The organism is Brevibacterium spongiae (assembly GCF_026168515.1).
Taxonomy (GTDB): domain Bacteria; phylum Actinomycetota; class Actinomycetes; order Actinomycetales; family Brevibacteriaceae; genus Brevibacterium; species Brevibacterium spongiae.
This window is the reverse complement of record NZ_CP093443.1, coordinates 1,989,516-2,003,201: the sequence shown is the minus strand read 5'-3', so window position 1 is coordinate 2,003,201 and position 13,686 is coordinate 1,989,516. Positions and strand designations below refer to the sequence as shown.

The window sequence follows — 13,686 nt, the reverse complement described above, 5'->3', positions numbered from 1 at the left end:
GGTTGAGGACAGGCCACCGATACGCCGGGTTCTGTCGACGAGTCGGTTGCCCTTCTCGCCTGACGGCCATCTATCTGGGACCGATGTTGCCACCGGCCTCAAGCAATCCACCCGACAGCTCGGCGAGCAGCCTCGAACGCTGTCTGTCTGATCTTGCTCCGGATGGGGTTTACCCAGCAGTGTCGGTCACCCGACACTCTGGTGGTCTCTTACACCACCGTTTCACCCTTACCCGACCGGAGTCGGGCGGTCTGCTTTCTGTTGCACTGGCCCGCGGGTTGCCCCGGGTGGGTGTTACCCACCATCCCTGCTCTGTGGAGCCCGGACGTTCCTCAGCCCCGAATGGGGCCGCGACCGTCTGGTGACCTGTCCTCAAGCAGTCAATTCTAGCGTGCGCACATCGCTGCGACGCACCCCGCCCGCCCGCAGCACACTCACGCGCGGACAAACGTGACGAAGGTCATTCGAGGCACCGCACGATGGCTCCGGAGGCTGCTCCTACGATGGAGTGGTGAAGATCCTCCTGCCGCCCTCCGAGGGCAAGACGCCGGCCGCATCCGGACCGATTATCGACCTCGATGGTCTGTCGGCGCCGGATCTCACCGCCAAACGCAAGCGTGTGCTCGCGGCTCTGCAGAAGACCTCGAAGCGTCGGGATGCGCTCGAGCGTCTCGGCGTCGGGAAGTCGTTGGCCGAGGACGTCGAACGCAACACCGTGCTCGACACGATTCCCTGTGCACCCGCGCTGCTCACCTACTCCGGGGTCCTCTATGAGGCGATGGGCGCACGTGACCTCGTCGCTGCGGCTGCGACCGATGAGTCGCTGCAGGAGCGTCTGCGGCAGGTGCAGGTCTATTCGGCCCTCTTCGGCCGGGTGAACGGACTCGACGTCATCCCCGCCTACCGACTGGCGATGAAGACCGAGCTGGGAACGCTGGGACGGCTCACCTCGTTCTGGAAGCCGATCCTCGCGAAGTCCAGCAACCTCGAACCCGCCGAGGTGGCCCTCGACTGCCGTTCGAGCGATTACCGAGCCGCGTGGCCGGGACCGAATGAGCAGGTCGTGCTCATGGGTGCCGTGACCGACAAGGACGGGAAACGTCGGGTCGTCTCCCATTGGGCGAAGTTCTACCGCGGCCAGTTCGCCGGTCGACTTCTCGCCGATGAACGCCCGCTGCCGCAGGCGATGGACGAGCTGGTGGCGCGTGCCGAAGAGCTCTATGAGGTCGAGTTCACCGCGCCCACCGCGTCGAAGCCTGCGGCTCTGACGATCGTTGTCCGCGACTGAGTGATGCTCAGCTGCGTCGCAGCAGCACCGCCTCGCACTCTTCGCATTCGTAGGTCTCATTCACATCGGCGCCGAGCATCGCATGCCATGCGGCTCCGCCGATCTCCTGTCCGCAGGCCTGACAGTTCGGACCCGTGAGCAGTGCGGCCCCCGGCCCTCCCTGGCGCACATTCGCGTCGAAGGCCGTCACCACCTGCTGCGGCAGCGCCGCCCGCGGTTCACGCGCCGCAGCCTCGTTCTGCTCGAGGAGTCCGTTCAGCTCGGCTTTGCGGTCCTTGACCGCCGTCTGTGCCTCACGCCCGGCCGCCGTGACTTCCGCGAGCCTGTCGTCGATGGCGGACAGCCCTGACTCGGCGGCCTCGAGCCGTTCCATCTCCTCGAGTTCGTTCTCCTCGAGCTCGGCGACGCGGGTCTCATGGCCGGCGATCTCATCCTGCAGGTTCACCAGATCTCGGCTGGTCAGCCCGGTCCCGTCGTTGAGTTCGACCGTCTTCTTCTCGATCTTCATCTTCTGCGCCTCGATGAGCGCATTCGTCTCTGCGATCGTCGCTCGGTGCGTCTCGACCACTTCGCTCGCCTGCGTCCGCTCATCGCCGAGCTCTTTGTGCTTGCGCACGAGCTCCTGCAGTTCGGCGGCGCGCTTCGGGTTCTCGTGTTCGTGGCGCAGCGCTCTGCCTTGAGCGGTGAGTTCGATGAGGGTCTCAAGCGCGGTGCGCTGAGCGTCGGTGATGAGCATCGTCGTTCTCCTCGTCAGAAGCGTTCGACCCAGGGGTCGGTGTTGACGGCCGAATGCTGCAGGGAGACAGTGAAGCCGCGTGCGGCGAACTCCGCTTCCAGAGCATCGGCCGCGGCAGCGAGCCACACTGTCTCCGACGCCCAGTGGGAGACGTCGATGAGTTCGAGTCCGCCTTCCCGCCGGTTCGCCGTATCCAGTGCCTCGGTCGCGGGATGGTGGCGCAGATCCGCAGTCACATAGACCTCGGCTCCGTGGGACCTGACGGCGTCGAAGAGGGAGTCGCCCGCACCGCCGCACACGGCGACACGGGTCACCATCGCCGCCGGATCACCGGCGATGCGCACGCCCGTGGTGGTGCGCGGCAGCTTCTGCGAAAGCTGTCGCGCCAGGTCGCGTACTGCGGTCGGTGCGGGCAGATCCCCGACACGCCCGATGCCCGTGGACGCAAGCTCGGGATCCGGTGCGGGGCCGGAGACATGAGGCGTCAGCGGCTGAGAATCGGTGATGCCGAGCAGAGAGATGAGCACATCGGAGACACCGCCTCGGGCGGAGTCGGCATTCGTATGCGCGTTGAACAGGGCGATGTCGTTGCTGATGAGCGTGTGCACGGCTCCGCCCTTGAGGGTTGCGGCGTTGACCGACTTCACAGGTTTGAGCATGAGGGGATGGTGGTTGAACACGAGATCGGCTTCGAGCACCACCGCCTCGGCGATGACTGCGTCCATCGGGTCGAGCGCGAGGAGGATCGAGCGCACCTCCGCATCGGGATCTCCGACGGCCAATCCCACCGTGTCCCACGACTCGGCCAGTGCCGGCGGCCACAGCGAATCGAAGACGTCGACGCAGTCACTCACCTTCGGATGTCTCATGGCTCCACACTATTACATTCCCGAGACTGTGAACTCACTGAACGCAGGGGCTCGAAACTGAGATCCAGTTCACGTTCCGGTGCTTGCGCTCATATATTGGTGCCATGTCAGTCTCAGATACCGCGGCCGTCTCTCCCGCCATCAGCAACAGCTCGACGATCTCCGATCTCATCCGCCGCAGCGCGGGTCGCTTCCCCAAGGACACGGCGATCGAATTCGCGGATAGGACGTGGACCTATTCTCAACTCGACGCTGCCGTCACGGCCGTGGCCCGGGAATTGGTGCGCCTCGGCGCGCGGAAGGGCGACCGCATCGCGGCATACGGGAAGAACTCCGACCTCTACGTCTTCCTCTACCTCGCCTGCGCACGCATGGGAGCCATCCATGTGCCGGTGAACTATCAGCTGAAGAACGATGAGCTCGACTACATCCTCAGCAACGCCGGAGCGGAGATCGTCTTCGCCGACACCGATCTGCTCGAGGCCGTAACGACCGTGCCGACCGGCGAACGAGCTCAGGTCATCGACTTCACCGCGCTCGTCCCCGTCGCCACCGCGGCCGACATCGCCCCGGTCGGTGAGGACGAATTCTCCGTCACCGACACGGATATCGCACAGCTGCTCTACACCTCCGGCACCACCTCGGCGCCCAAGGGAGCCGTGATGACCCACCGGGCGCTGCTGCACGAGTACCTCTCGGCGCTGCTGGCGTTGGACTTCACCTCCGACGACCGCTGCGTCCATGCGCTCCCGCTCTACCATTCGGCCCAGATGCACGTCTTCCTCATCCCCCTGCTGTCCGTCGGGGCCTTCAACATCATCGTTCCGGCACCGGTGCCCGATGAGCTGCTGGCGATCTTCGAAGAGCGCGAGATCAGCACCTTCTTCGCCGCACCTACGGTATGGGTCGCCTTGGCCAACAGCCCCGACCTGGAGACCCGCAACCTCGACAGTCTCCGCCGGGCCTACTACGGCGCCTCGATCATGCCCGGGCCCATCCTCGAGAGGCTGCGGACACGCCTGCCCGAGCTCGGGTTCTACAACTGCTTCGGCCAATCGGAACTCGGACCGCTGTGCACGGTGCTCCGCCCGGAGGAGCACGACAGCCACCCGGGATCCGCCGGACGGCCCGTCATGTTCGTCGAGACCCGGGTCGTCGACCCGAGCGGAGCGGACGTGGGCCCCGGCGCGGAAGGCGAGATCCTCTACCGCTCGCCGCAGCTGTGCGAAGGCTATTGGAACCGTGCAGAGGCCACGGCCGAAGCCTTCGACAACGGCTGGTTTCATTCCGGCGATCTCGTGAAAGTCGATGACGAGGGCTTCATCGAGGTCGTCGACCGGGTCAAGGATGTCATCAACACCGGCGGCGTCCTGGTGGCCAGCCGTCAGGTCGAAGATGCGATCTTCGAGCTCCCCGCCGTCGCCGAAGTGGCCGTGGTCGGGGTGGCCGATGAGAAGTGGATCGAAGCGATCACCGCCTTCGTCGTCCTCAAGGACGACCAATCGGAACTGAGCGCCGAGGCGGTCATCGCCCATGTGAAGGACCGACTGGCAGGCTTCAAGGTTCCCAAGCGCGTGGAGTTCGTGGCCGAGCTGCCGAAGAACTCTGCCGGCAAGATCCTCAAGCGCAGCCTCCGGGACGCCTGAGACGCAGCTTCCGCGCAGCTCACAGTCCGTCGATTTCAGACGTTGGCGACCTGCGTGGTGCCCGCTCCGCGCCTGCGGATGACGGGATCGCTGTGGTCGGCATCCTCGGCGGTCGGCGTGTCCGTGTCCTCGCTCCGGACTGCGGACTCGTCCTGGCCGAGGATCGTGAACCCGTTGTCGCGGATCATCGCGAGGTCGTCGGCTGCTGCCTGGCCCTCGGCGGTGAGGTAGTCGCCGAGGAAGATCGAATTGGCCAGGTGCAGAGCCATCGGCTGCAGCGACTTGAGGTGGATCTCCCGCCCGCCGGCCAGACGGATCTCCCGGTCAGGGCAGACGAATCGTGCCGTGGCGACGATCTTCATGCACTGTGTCGGGGTGAGGTTCCATCGGCCCTCGAGCGGGGTGCCGTCGAAGGGCACGAGGAAGTTGATCGGGATGGATTCGGAGTCGAGGCCCCTCAGCGCGAAGAGCGCTTCGATGATCTGCTCGTCGCTCTCCCCCAGTCCGACGATGAGTCCGCTGCAGGGTGAGAGGCCGGCGGATTTGGCGAGTTCTACGGTGTTCGTCCGATCCTCGTAAGAGTGGGTCTTGACGATGTTGTCGTGGAAGGATTCCGCCGTGTTGATGTTGTGGTTGTAGGCGTCCGCTCCTGCCTCTTTGAGGGCTTCGGCCTGTCCGTCCTTGAGGATGCCCAGGCACGCGCAGACCTCGACCTCGGGATTCTCGCCTTTCAGCCTCTCGACGATCTCACCGACCCTGCCGACGTCTCGGCGGCTGGGTCCGCGGCCGCTGGCCACCAGGCAGACGCGGGAGGCTCCCCCGCCGATTCCCATGCTCGCCTGATCCATCGCCTCCTCGGTGCTCAGCCAGGAGTATTTGAGGATCTCGGCCTTCGAGCCCAGCGACTGGGAGCAGTACGTGCAGCTTTCCGGGCACATTCCCGATTTGAGGTTCACGAGGTAGTTGAGTTTGATCGTCATTCCGAAGTGCCGGCGACGCAGTCGGGATCCGGCGCTGACGAGGTCGAGGAGTTCGGCATCGGGCGTCGCCAGCAGGGCAAGCGCTTCGGCCTCGGTGATCTCTCGCCCGTCGAGGATCGAGTCGGCAAGCTGATCGGGTGTCATGGTCATCGTCGAGTGGTCCTTTGCGTCGATGGAAGGAATCCTGGCATGGAGTCTGTCCTGGTCACATATCCTGAACAGTGTTCAATACACTAGCAGAGAGGTGATCCGCCCCACCCGTTCGCCGCTCCGAGTGCCGTGCCGAAGTGACGGGGCCCGTGCTTCTGCGCATAGAATTCTTCCGGCGGATCAGAACTGTGTTCCGCACTCGGGCGATCGGCACGGAACAGGGAGCGCAATGGCGGACTCGCAGCAGGCGAACACTCGGCAAGGATCGGAACGACAGCGCGGATGGCGCCTGTACGGCGATGGACGCACGATCGGACCCGGTGAGCGCGTGCTGCCGGAAGAGCGACTGAGCTGGCCGCGGACCATCAGCATCGGCGCACAGCATGTGGTGGCGATGTTCGGAGCGACATTCCTCGTCCCGCTGCTCACCGGGTTCCCTCCGTCGACGACGCTCTTCTTCACCGCAATCGGAACTCTGCTCTTTCTGCTCATCACGAAGGGCATGATGCCCTCGTATCTCGGATCCTCATTCGGTCTGCTCGCCCCGATCGGCGCGGTCACCGGGTTCTCGGCGACCGCCGGGGAGGACCTCGACTCTCACGCGATGGCACTGGCGCAGGGCGGCATCATCTCCGTGGGAGTCACGCTCGCTCTCGTCGGAATCGTCGTCCACTTCGTCGGGGTGCGGTGGATCGAAGTGACGATGCCGCCGGTCGTGACCGGAGCCATCGTCGCCCTCATCGGCCTCAACCTCGCCCCCGCCGCCTGGGACTGGGTGCAGGCAGCACCGCTGACAGCCGTCATCACCATCGCCGCGATCCTGCTCACCACGGTCCTGTTCCGCGGCATGATCGGCAGACTCTCCATCCTCATCGGCGTGCTCGTCGGCTATGCCGCGGCAGGACTGCAGGGACAGCTCGACTTCTCCACGGTGACGAAGGCCGACTGGGTGGGACTGCCCGCCTTCCACGCCCCCGCTTTCGACCTCGGATACCTCGGTCTCTTCCTGCCCGTCGTCCTCGTGCTCATCGCCGAGAACATCGGGCACGTGAAATCTGTGGCCGCGATGACCGGCCGGGATCTGGATTCCCTCACCGGCCGAACGCTCTTCGCCGACGGCTTCTCCACCATCCTCGCCGGCTCGGGCGGCGGCTCCGGGACCACGACGTATGCCGAGAACATCGGAGTCATGGCCGCGACGCGGATCTTCTCCACCGCCGCCTATCTGTGCGCGGCGATCATCGCACTCATCCTCAGTATGCTGCCGAAGTTCGGCGAGATCATCGCCACCATTCCTCCGGGAGTCCTCGGCGGTGCGGCGACCGTGCTCTACGGGATGATCGGCATGCTCGGCGTACGGATCTGGGTGGAGAACAAGGTCGATTTCTCCAATCCGATCAACCTCAACACCGCAGCGGTGTCCCTCATCGTTGCCATCGCGAACTTCACCTGGACCCCGGGCGGACTGCAGTTCGAGGGAATCGCACTGGGCACCGCCTCGGCGATCATCGTCTTTCAGGTGATGAAGGCGATCGGCCGGTGGCGCGGCACCGACCCCGATGCCCTGGCACAGAACTTCGCCGAGGCGGCGGATCGGTCACAACCCCGAACCGAATAGGGATCGCAGGCGCTGCGATCGAGAGCCGGAGATGCAGAAAGTGCCGCAACCTCGCATGAGCGATGTTGCGGCACTTCTCCCTGGTCGGGATAGCGGGATTCGAACCCACGACCTCCTCGTCCCGAACGAGGCGCGCTACCAAGCTGCGCTATATCCCGTGACCAGGAACTACTATAGCGAGGGGAACGCGATCTGAAAAATCGGAGTGGGGCTCCGACGCAGAATGAAAGGTATGTCTCATTGGCACTGACGGCCGAAAGCATCACACACACCGCTTTGGACATCCTTTCGCGCTACGGTCTCGGTGACCTCTCGATGCGCAGGCTCGCCCGTGAACTCGAGGTTCAGCCCTCCGCTCTGTACTGGCATGTCAAGGACAAGCAGTCGCTGCTCGTGCTCATCTCGAAGAGCCTCAAAGCGGAGGTCGACGCACGCTGCCCCGTCACCGCCGATCCCCTGGCGGCGGCTCTGTCCATGCGCGAGGTCCTGCTGAAGTATCGGGACGGCGCGGAGATCGTCCTGCTCGGGTATTCGATCGCCGCCGAGGATGTCTGCCCGCAGGCGCTGAGTGCCGAGCGACTGGGAGCGGAAGTCTCCCAGGGCGTGCTGACGCTGACGTTGGGCGCGGTCGCCGTCGAACAGAGCCGAGCGCTGTTCGGCGTCGAACCGGCGGGCGTGGCGGAGAATTTCGCGGCCAATGTCGCGCTGATTCTTCAGCGCTCCCGCCCCAGGTCATAGCCAGCCCCCGGTGACGGGCGCCGCTCGGGCTCAGCCGGCGGCGCCGTCGATTCGTCGCTCCTCCGCGGGTGTGGCATACTGATCAGGCGCTCGGAGTTTCCGATGACGCAGTGGGGCCTATAGCTCAGTTGGCTAGAGCATCTCGTTTACACCGAGAGGGTCGGGGGTTCGAGTCCCTCTGGGCCCACCTTCCAACTCTCTCTTCTGCACATCCTCCGGCTCGATCAGCTGATATCGAGTCTGATCGTGAGGATGAAGGCAGCATCGTCGAGCGCGGTCACTGAATGACGCTGCGGCGGAATCTCGATGTGATCGCCGACGCTCAGCTCCCAGGATTCCTCGGCTGTCGACATCCGAACTTTCCCCTCCACCACCTGCAGCGTCGCCTCCGGCGGGGAGTCGTGGTCGGCGAGTTCGGACCCGGCGGTCAACGTCAGCAGGACCTGTCGCAGGTAGGTGCCGGTGAAGATGCTCTGCGCGGAGCGACCGCTGCGCACGCCGCGGGCCCTGCCCAGAAGTTCGCGGCTGAGCTCGGCGAGGTTCTGTGCCTCGGGCTTCTTCGTCATGGTGTTTCGTGACCTTTCTTGTGGATGAGAGCGACCGTCAGGGCAGCTCGTGAGCAGCAGCGGCGCAGCCAGGATCAGTGGCGGCGCAGCCGGGATCAGCGTCGGCGCAGTCGGGCTCGGCAGCTGGTGGGAGTGGCGAAGGCCTCGAGCGAATCGACTGTCTGGGACGACCCTGCGCCGTCGAGGAAACCGGTCATCATTCCACTGTGGACCGCACACACCAGCCTCCCATGAGCGCTGAGGAACTCGCGCAGAGGGCAGTTGTGCAGATCGATCTGCGTCCTGTCCTCAAGCGTCGGGCCGAACCCGGATTCGCGCAGTGCATCGATGAGCCCGTCGACAGCAGAGCTGCCACGGCGCTGAGCTCGCGCGGCCTCGCCTGTCCCCCACTGATATCCCGCGTCCACGGCCTCTGCCGCTGGGTTCGCTGACGAGGCTATGCGGGCGAGGAGGATTTCGGCGAGCAGATCGGCGCGCCGGGGTCCTGGTTCCGACGCCGGCGGGGCGAAATATCGGACCTCGGGTCTGCCCGGCGTCCCGGCAGACTGTGCCTCACGGAGGACTTCCCCGTCGCGTTCGAGGATCCCGAGATGAAATCGGACGGTGTTCGGGTGCACGTCCAGCCCCTCGGCGAGCTCGACGGCCGTGGCGCTCGTCCTCTCGCGCAGAAGTCGGAGGATGTCCGATCGTCGTCGTCCTCCGGCGGAGGTCGACGCCGGGCGTGTGGGCGAATCGCTGCGTGGCTTCGGTCGAGTGTCCATGATGATAGTTTATCCAAGAACGACTTGGAACAATTCAGAGGAGTGCTTGTGTCCGAAGAGACTGTCATCGATGTTCGTGATATCCCCAAGCCCGAACGCCATCCGCTCATCATCGAGGCGTACCGAAAGCTCGAGGTCGGGACCGGTCTGATCCTCGTCAATGATCATGTCCCTGAGGGCCTGCGCGTCGAGATGGTTCGGGAATTCGCCGATGCCGTGGGCTGGGAGCCCTTGGAAGACAACGGGGAAGAAGTCCGCGTGCGCATCGTCAGGCAGGCGTCGACTCCGACCCCGCGCGTCGTCCTCGATATCGCCGAGGTGGCCGGAGCCGAGTCCGAGTCAGGTTCCGTCTGGCAGCTGCCGACCAAGCAGCGTGACCTCGACGCGAATGTCATTGCGCTCGCCCCGGGCGGGGAGATCCGCGAGCACGTCGGACCGAACCTCGATGTCCTCATCCATGTCCTCGACGGCGCCGGAACGCTCGAGACCGAGACCGGCACGATCGCTCTGTCCCCCGGTCAGATCGTGTGGCTGCCTCGTCTGTCCCTCCGCCGGTTCATCGCCGACGCCGAGGCGGGGCTGAAGTACTTCTCCGTCCACCAGCGCAAACAGGGTCTGACGATCTCCGCCCGCCCCTGAATTTCCGGCGGGCCGCGGTTCCGGCCGGAACGGAGGATGCAGCCAGCGTCTGATCAGTTCCCCGGCATCGGATCGTCGGGGCGTGCCGCGGCGATCGCGATGAGCCGACGCAGCACATCCTCGTCGATGTGCTCCAGGCGCCGGACGTAGACGCACCCGGCGCCCTCGGTGAATCTGCCCAGCTGAGGCAGCAGCTGGGCGCCCTCTGGCAGATCTTTGAGTCCGTACAGCGACAGCTGCGTCTTACGCGGGGAGAACCCGGTTGCCGGCCATTCGCCGTGATTGCGGGGATTGACCGGCGAACGGTAGTGGTATCTGCCGTAGCCGACGATCGACGGCCCCCACATCACCGGCTGCTCACCGGTGACGTCGCGGAAGATCGCGTCGAGGGCGATGCCGTCTTCGCGTCGCTTGTCCGGGGTCACCGCCGCCAGGTACGCGGAGACATCGGCGTCGGTCGGCTGTGTCTTGTTCTCTGCCATGCCACCCAGTATGTCAGTGCATGCGGCCATTCGGAGACGTCACGTGCAGGACTCCCCGCGCCGGCAGGGTCAGAGGGTCTCGGGCATCCAAGCCGCACCGTCTTCCACCCGGTAGATGAGATTCGTACGCGTATGCGCCACCGCCGGATAGCGGGTGAGATAGTCGAGCACGAAGGACTGGACAGCCTCGGTGTCGGCCGCGACGATGTGGAGCAGATAGTCGTCTGCGCCCGCCATGTGGTACATCCGCACCACCCCGGGGAACTTCGGTGCCGCGGCCGTGAATGCGTCGATCTCCGCCCGGTCGTGCTTGGCCAGCCGGATCGAGACGAGAGCCTGCAGGCCGACGCCGAGGGCACTGGGATCGACGTCGAGCCGAAACCCTCGGATAACCCCGAGCGACTTCAAACGCTTGAGTCGCAGCGAAACGGTCGACTCCGAGACGCCGACCGCGGCCGCCAATGCCGCTCCGGAAGCCCGCGCATCGGCGTTGAGAGCATGCAGGATGCGGTGATCTGTGGCATCGAGTGAGACGTTCTGCGACATAAGTCACATTCTGGCAGACGTTCCTGCACAGCCTCCATTCAGACTGCGTTTCGTCACAGACTCTTGAGGGATCCTTGCCTGCCATAGGAGAACCGTATTGAATGCGTCTATGACCTCAATGCACCCCGAGACCCGAATGGTCCATGGCGGAATGGAAGGCCTCGCGGAGGCCGGCGTCCATGTTCCGGCCATCGATATGTCCACCACCAACCCGGTCAACGACATCCGGACAGGAGGGGATTCGTACGAGAACCTCGCCTCCGGCAACCGGCCGGGCGAGGAGGACTCCGTCGTCTACCAGCGGCTCTGGCAACCCGGAGTGGCGCGCTTCGAAACTGCCTTGGCCGATCTTGAGAACGCCGAGGAAGCTGTCGCCTTCGCCACGGGCATGGCCGCGCTCACCGCCGCCCTCCTCGCTGCAGTCAAGGCCGGCACTCCGCACATCGTCGCCGTCCGACCTCTCTACGGCGGCACCGATCACATCCTCGAATCGGGACTGCTCGGGACAACGGTGACCTGGGCCGCAGAAGACGAGATCGCCGGCGCCATCCGCAAGGACACCGGGTTCGTCATCGTCGAGACCCCGGCCAATCCGAGCCTCGAACTCGTCGACCTCGACGCCGTCGTCACCGCCGCAGGTGAGGTTCCCGTACTCGTCGACAACACCTTCTGCACCCCGGTGCTGCAGCGGCCCATCGACCACGGCGCCGCCCTCGTCCTCCACAGCGCCACGAAATACCTCGGCGGCCACGGCGACGCGATGGGCGGAATCATCGCCACCGACAGCGAATGGGCCACCCGCCTGCGGCAGGTCCGGGCGATCACCGGGGCCCTGCTGCACCCGATGGGCGCCTACCTCCTCCACCGCGGCCTGCGCACGCTGTCGGTCCGGATGCGCGCCGCCCAGGACACAGCAGGTGAACTCGCCCGCCGCCTGCAGTCGCGTCCGGAGATCTCCCGTGTCCACTACCCCGGCCTCGCCGGAGGAGACCCCCGCGGACTCCTGGGGCGCCAGATGGACGGCGCCGGCGCGATGATCGCCATCGAATTCGCCGGAGGGTTCGAGGCCGCTCGCACCTTCGTCGAACACTGCGACCTCATCGTCCATGCCGTCTCGCTCGGCGGTGCCGATACCCTGATCCAGCATCCGGCCTCCCTCACCCACCGTCCGGTCGCGGCCGCAGCGAAGCCCGGAGACGGACTGGTGCGGCTTTCGGTCGGTCTCGAACACGTCGATGACCTCGCCGGCGACCTGTTCACCGATTCGTTCCGTCGCCTGAGACGACCACGGCGCCGCCTGCCTCTGATGCCCTTCGGCAGGTCCCGGGGCGGGCACAGTTGGACCGCCTCGGCGGTAGATGTGGCACCTCCGCTCTGACGTGATTGCCCGATGTTGACCTTGACGCTGCGTCAACCTCTAGGCTCTCAGTCATGGACTGGTCCATTCAGGAAACAGCACGGCTGACGGGAACGACGAGCAGGACGCTGCGTCATTACGACGCGATCGGCCTGCTGCCGCCGACGTACATCGCCGCCAACGGCTATCGCTGCTACGACGAAGCGGCTATGGTGCGCCTCCAGCGCATCCTGCTGCTCAAGGAGCTGGGACTGTCGCTGACCACGATCGCCGAGGTGCTCGATCGCGCCGAGGATCCGATCGCGGCGTTGGGACGCCATGCGGTCTCGCTCGGACGCGAGCGGGATCGCATCGAGCGGCAGATCGCCTCCGTCACCGCGACCATCACACGACTGAAAGCAGGTGAACCGCTCATGGCGGAAGAGATGTTCGATGGCTTCGACCATCGGGAATACGAAGAAGAGGTGACCGAGCGCTGGGGCGCCGAGGCGTATCGACGTTCCGACGAATGGTGGTCGGGCAGGAGCGCTGAGGAGAAGCAGGAGTGGAAGTCCCTGGTCACCGAGCTCTCACAGGATTGGATCGCCGCCGCTGAGGCGGGGGCACGACCGGAATCGGACCGCTGCCAGGAACTCGCCCGCCGCCATATCGAATGGCTGACCGCGGTTCCGGGCACCCCGGCCCACGATCCTGACGGAGATCTCGCCGGCTACGTGCGCGGTCTCGGCCAGATGTATGTCGACGACCAACGTTTCGGCGCGAACTACGGAGGGACCGCCGGAGCGGAGCTGGTCAGGGATTCACTCTACCGCTACCTCGAGACCCACCAGGTCTGAGGGGGGTCTTCCTCAGGACAGTTCGGAGAGTGCCTGTCGAATCCTTTCGGCAGGCACCTCCAGCTGCTCCGGCGTCTGCATGGGAGCACGGTCGGAGATGTCGAAGTCGTCCATCGAGGTCGTGGGCAGGACATGGATGTGCAGATGGGGCACTTCGTAGCCCACGATGAGCATGCCGATGCGCTCGCAATCGAAAGCCTTCTTCTGCGCTTCGCCGATCCGCTTCGCCACGGTCATGAGGTGGTTCAGCAGCTCCTGGTCGGCATCGATCCAGTGCGAGATCTCCTCACGCGGAACGACCATGACGTGGCCCTCGGTCATCGGAGCGACGTCGAGGAAGGCGACGCACGTCTCGTCCTGATGGACGAAGGTGCCGGGAATCTCGCCATTGATGATCTTCGTGAACAGCGTGGCCATGTGGAGTCCTCCTTGCAGTGACCGCGGAGCCTCGATCGCCGCCGCGGAAGGTGTCTC

Annotated in this window: 15 protein-coding genes, 2 tRNA genes and 1 other RNA gene; 8 read left to right on the top strand and 10 right to left on the bottom strand. The window is 65.2% G+C overall.

The window, feature by feature from the left end; all coding sequences use genetic code 11:
- Positions 1 to 4: 4 nt before the first annotated feature.
- Positions 5 to 370: RNase P RNA component class A (rnpB, locus tag L1F31_RS09095), an RNA gene on the bottom strand.
- Between the two features lie 141 nt (positions 371 to 511).
- On the opposite strand from rnpB, the gene L1F31_RS09090 reads away from it, so the two are divergent.
- Positions 512 to 1,288 carry a YaaA family protein gene (locus L1F31_RS09090; protein ID WP_265420310.1) on the top strand — a complete coding sequence of 259 codons (777 nt, stop codon included), beginning with the start codon at positions 512 to 514 and terminating at the stop codon, positions 1,286 to 1,288.
- A gap of 7 nt (positions 1,289 to 1,295) precedes the next feature.
- On the opposite strand, the gene L1F31_RS09085 is transcribed toward L1F31_RS09090, so the two are convergent.
- Positions 1,296 to 2,024, bottom strand: a complete 729-nt coding sequence (locus L1F31_RS09085; protein WP_265420309.1) for a CT398-like coiled coil hairpin domain-containing protein — start codon at positions 2,022 to 2,024, stop codon at positions 1,296 to 1,298.
- Positions 2,025 to 2,038: 14 nt separating this feature from the next.
- The gene (locus L1F31_RS09080) at positions 2,039 to 2,893 is read right to left on the bottom strand and encodes a Nif3-like dinuclear metal center hexameric protein (protein WP_265420308.1); all 855 of its coding nucleotides are present in this window, start codon (positions 2,891 to 2,893) and stop codon (positions 2,039 to 2,041) included.
- A 104-nt stretch (positions 2,894 to 2,997) separates the two neighbouring features.
- On the opposite strand from L1F31_RS09080, the gene L1F31_RS09075 reads away from it, so the two are divergent.
- Positions 2,998 to 4,539: a fatty acyl-CoA synthetase gene (locus tag L1F31_RS09075; RefSeq protein ID WP_265420307.1), complete on the top strand. Its 1,542-nt coding sequence runs from the start codon at positions 2,998 to 3,000 to the stop codon at positions 4,537 to 4,539.
- 35 nt (positions 4,540 to 4,574) lie between these two features.
- Here L1F31_RS09075 and bioB read toward each other — a convergent pair whose 3' ends face one another.
- Positions 4,575 to 5,669 carry a biotin synthase BioB gene (gene bioB / locus L1F31_RS09070; RefSeq protein WP_265420306.1) on the bottom strand — a complete coding sequence of 365 codons (1,095 nt, stop codon included), beginning with the start codon at positions 5,667 to 5,669 and terminating at the stop codon, positions 4,575 to 4,577.
- A gap of 229 nt (positions 5,670 to 5,898) precedes the next feature.
- On the opposite strand from bioB, the gene L1F31_RS09065 reads away from it, so the two are divergent.
- Positions 5,899 to 7,287 carry a uracil-xanthine permease family protein gene (locus L1F31_RS09065; protein ID WP_265420305.1) on the top strand — a complete coding sequence of 463 codons (1,389 nt, stop codon included), beginning with the start codon at positions 5,899 to 5,901 and terminating at the stop codon, positions 7,285 to 7,287.
- 81 nt (positions 7,288 to 7,368) lie between these two features.
- Here L1F31_RS09065 and L1F31_RS09060 read toward each other — a convergent pair.
- Positions 7,369 to 7,445 (bottom strand) — tRNA-Pro (locus tag L1F31_RS09060).
- A 118-nt stretch (positions 7,446 to 7,563) separates the two neighbouring features.
- On the opposite strand from L1F31_RS09060, the gene L1F31_RS09055 reads away from it, so the two are divergent.
- Positions 7,564 to 8,025, top strand: coding sequence for a TetR family transcriptional regulator (locus tag L1F31_RS09055; RefSeq protein ID WP_429860954.1), 462 nt, complete (start codon positions 7,564 to 7,566; stop codon positions 8,023 to 8,025).
- A 113-nt stretch (positions 8,026 to 8,138) separates the two neighbouring features.
- Positions 8,139 to 8,212 (top strand) — tRNA-Val (locus L1F31_RS09050).
- Between the two features lie 37 nt (positions 8,213 to 8,249).
- On the opposite strand, the gene L1F31_RS09045 is transcribed toward L1F31_RS09050, so the two are convergent.
- Together L1F31_RS09045 and L1F31_RS09040 are read right to left on the bottom strand one after the other, a co-directional pair.
- The gene (locus L1F31_RS09045; protein ID WP_265420303.1) at positions 8,250 to 8,591 is read right to left on the bottom strand and encodes a cupin domain-containing protein; all 342 of its coding nucleotides are present in this window, start codon (positions 8,589 to 8,591) and stop codon (positions 8,250 to 8,252) included.
- A gap of 95 nt (positions 8,592 to 8,686) precedes the next feature.
- On the bottom strand, positions 8,687 to 9,352 hold the full coding sequence (locus L1F31_RS09040; RefSeq protein ID WP_265420302.1) for a helix-turn-helix transcriptional regulator: 666 nt from the start codon (positions 9,350 to 9,352) through the stop codon (positions 8,687 to 8,689).
- Positions 9,353 to 9,400: 48 nt separating this feature from the next.
- On the opposite strand from L1F31_RS09040, the gene L1F31_RS09035 reads away from it, so the two are divergent.
- Positions 9,401 to 9,991: a DUF2249 domain-containing protein gene (locus L1F31_RS09035; protein WP_265420301.1), complete on the top strand. Its 591-nt coding sequence runs from the start codon at positions 9,401 to 9,403 to the stop codon at positions 9,989 to 9,991.
- A gap of 53 nt (positions 9,992 to 10,044) precedes the next feature.
- Here L1F31_RS09035 and L1F31_RS09030 read toward each other — a convergent pair whose 3' ends face one another.
- On the bottom strand, positions 10,045 to 10,473 hold the full coding sequence (locus tag L1F31_RS09030) for a DUF1801 domain-containing protein (protein WP_265420300.1): 429 nt from the start codon (positions 10,471 to 10,473) through the stop codon (positions 10,045 to 10,047).
- 69 nt (positions 10,474 to 10,542) lie between these two features.
- On the bottom strand, positions 10,543 to 11,019 hold the full coding sequence (locus tag L1F31_RS09025; protein ID WP_265420299.1) for an Lrp/AsnC family transcriptional regulator: 477 nt from the start codon (positions 11,017 to 11,019) through the stop codon (positions 10,543 to 10,545).
- 109 nt (positions 11,020 to 11,128) lie between these two features.
- On the opposite strand from L1F31_RS09025, the gene L1F31_RS09020 reads away from it, so the two are divergent.
- Together L1F31_RS09020 and L1F31_RS09015 are read left to right on the top strand one after the other, a co-directional pair.
- Positions 11,129 to 12,397: a trans-sulfuration enzyme family protein gene (locus tag L1F31_RS09020; RefSeq protein WP_265420298.1), complete on the top strand. Its 1,269-nt coding sequence runs from the start codon at positions 11,129 to 11,131 to the stop codon at positions 12,395 to 12,397.
- 53 nt (positions 12,398 to 12,450) lie between these two features.
- Positions 12,451 to 13,212, top strand: coding sequence for a MerR family transcriptional regulator (locus L1F31_RS09015; protein WP_265420297.1), 762 nt, complete (start codon positions 12,451 to 12,453; stop codon positions 13,210 to 13,212).
- Between the two features lie 12 nt (positions 13,213 to 13,224).
- On the opposite strand, the gene L1F31_RS09010 is transcribed toward L1F31_RS09015, so the two are convergent.
- Positions 13,225 to 13,629, bottom strand: a complete 405-nt coding sequence (locus L1F31_RS09010) for an HIT family protein (protein WP_265420296.1) — start codon at positions 13,627 to 13,629, stop codon at positions 13,225 to 13,227.
- Positions 13,630 to 13,686: the final 57 nt, after the last annotated feature.

Coding starts and splice junctions, on each gene's coding strand:
- L1F31_RS09080 (WP_265420308.1), bottom strand. CDS start 2,893: ATGAGACATCCGAAGGTGAGTGACTGCGTCGACGTCTTCGATTCGCTG.
- L1F31_RS09015 (WP_265420297.1), top strand. CDS start 12,451: ATGGACTGGTCCATTCAGGAAACAGCACGGCTGACGGGAACGACGAGC.
- L1F31_RS09075 (WP_265420307.1), top strand. CDS start 2,998: ATGTCAGTCTCAGATACCGCGGCCGTCTCTCCCGCCATCAGCAACAGC.
- L1F31_RS09020 (WP_265420298.1), top strand. CDS start 11,129: ATGACCTCAATGCACCCCGAGACCCGAATGGTCCATGGCGGAATGGAA.
- L1F31_RS09045 (WP_265420303.1), bottom strand. CDS start 8,591: ATGACGAAGAAGCCCGAGGCACAGAACCTCGCCGAGCTCAGCCGCGAA.
- bioB (WP_265420306.1), bottom strand. CDS start 5,669: ATGACCATGACACCCGATCAGCTTGCCGACTCGATCCTCGACGGGCGA.
- L1F31_RS09025 (WP_265420299.1), bottom strand. CDS start 11,019: ATGTCGCAGAACGTCTCACTCGATGCCACAGATCACCGCATCCTGCAT.
- L1F31_RS09010 (WP_265420296.1), bottom strand. CDS start 13,629: ATGGCCACGCTGTTCACGAAGATCATCAATGGCGAGATTCCCGGCACC.
- L1F31_RS09065 (WP_265420305.1), top strand. CDS start 5,899: ATGGCGGACTCGCAGCAGGCGAACACTCGGCAAGGATCGGAACGACAG.
- L1F31_RS09085 (WP_265420309.1), bottom strand. CDS start 2,024: ATGCTCATCACCGACGCTCAGCGCACCGCGCTTGAGACCCTCATCGAA.
- L1F31_RS09040 (WP_265420302.1), bottom strand. CDS start 9,352: ATGGACACTCGACCGAAGCCACGCAGCGATTCGCCCACACGCCCGGCG.
- L1F31_RS09030 (WP_265420300.1), bottom strand. CDS start 10,473: ATGGCAGAGAACAAGACACAGCCGACCGACGCCGATGTCTCCGCGTAC.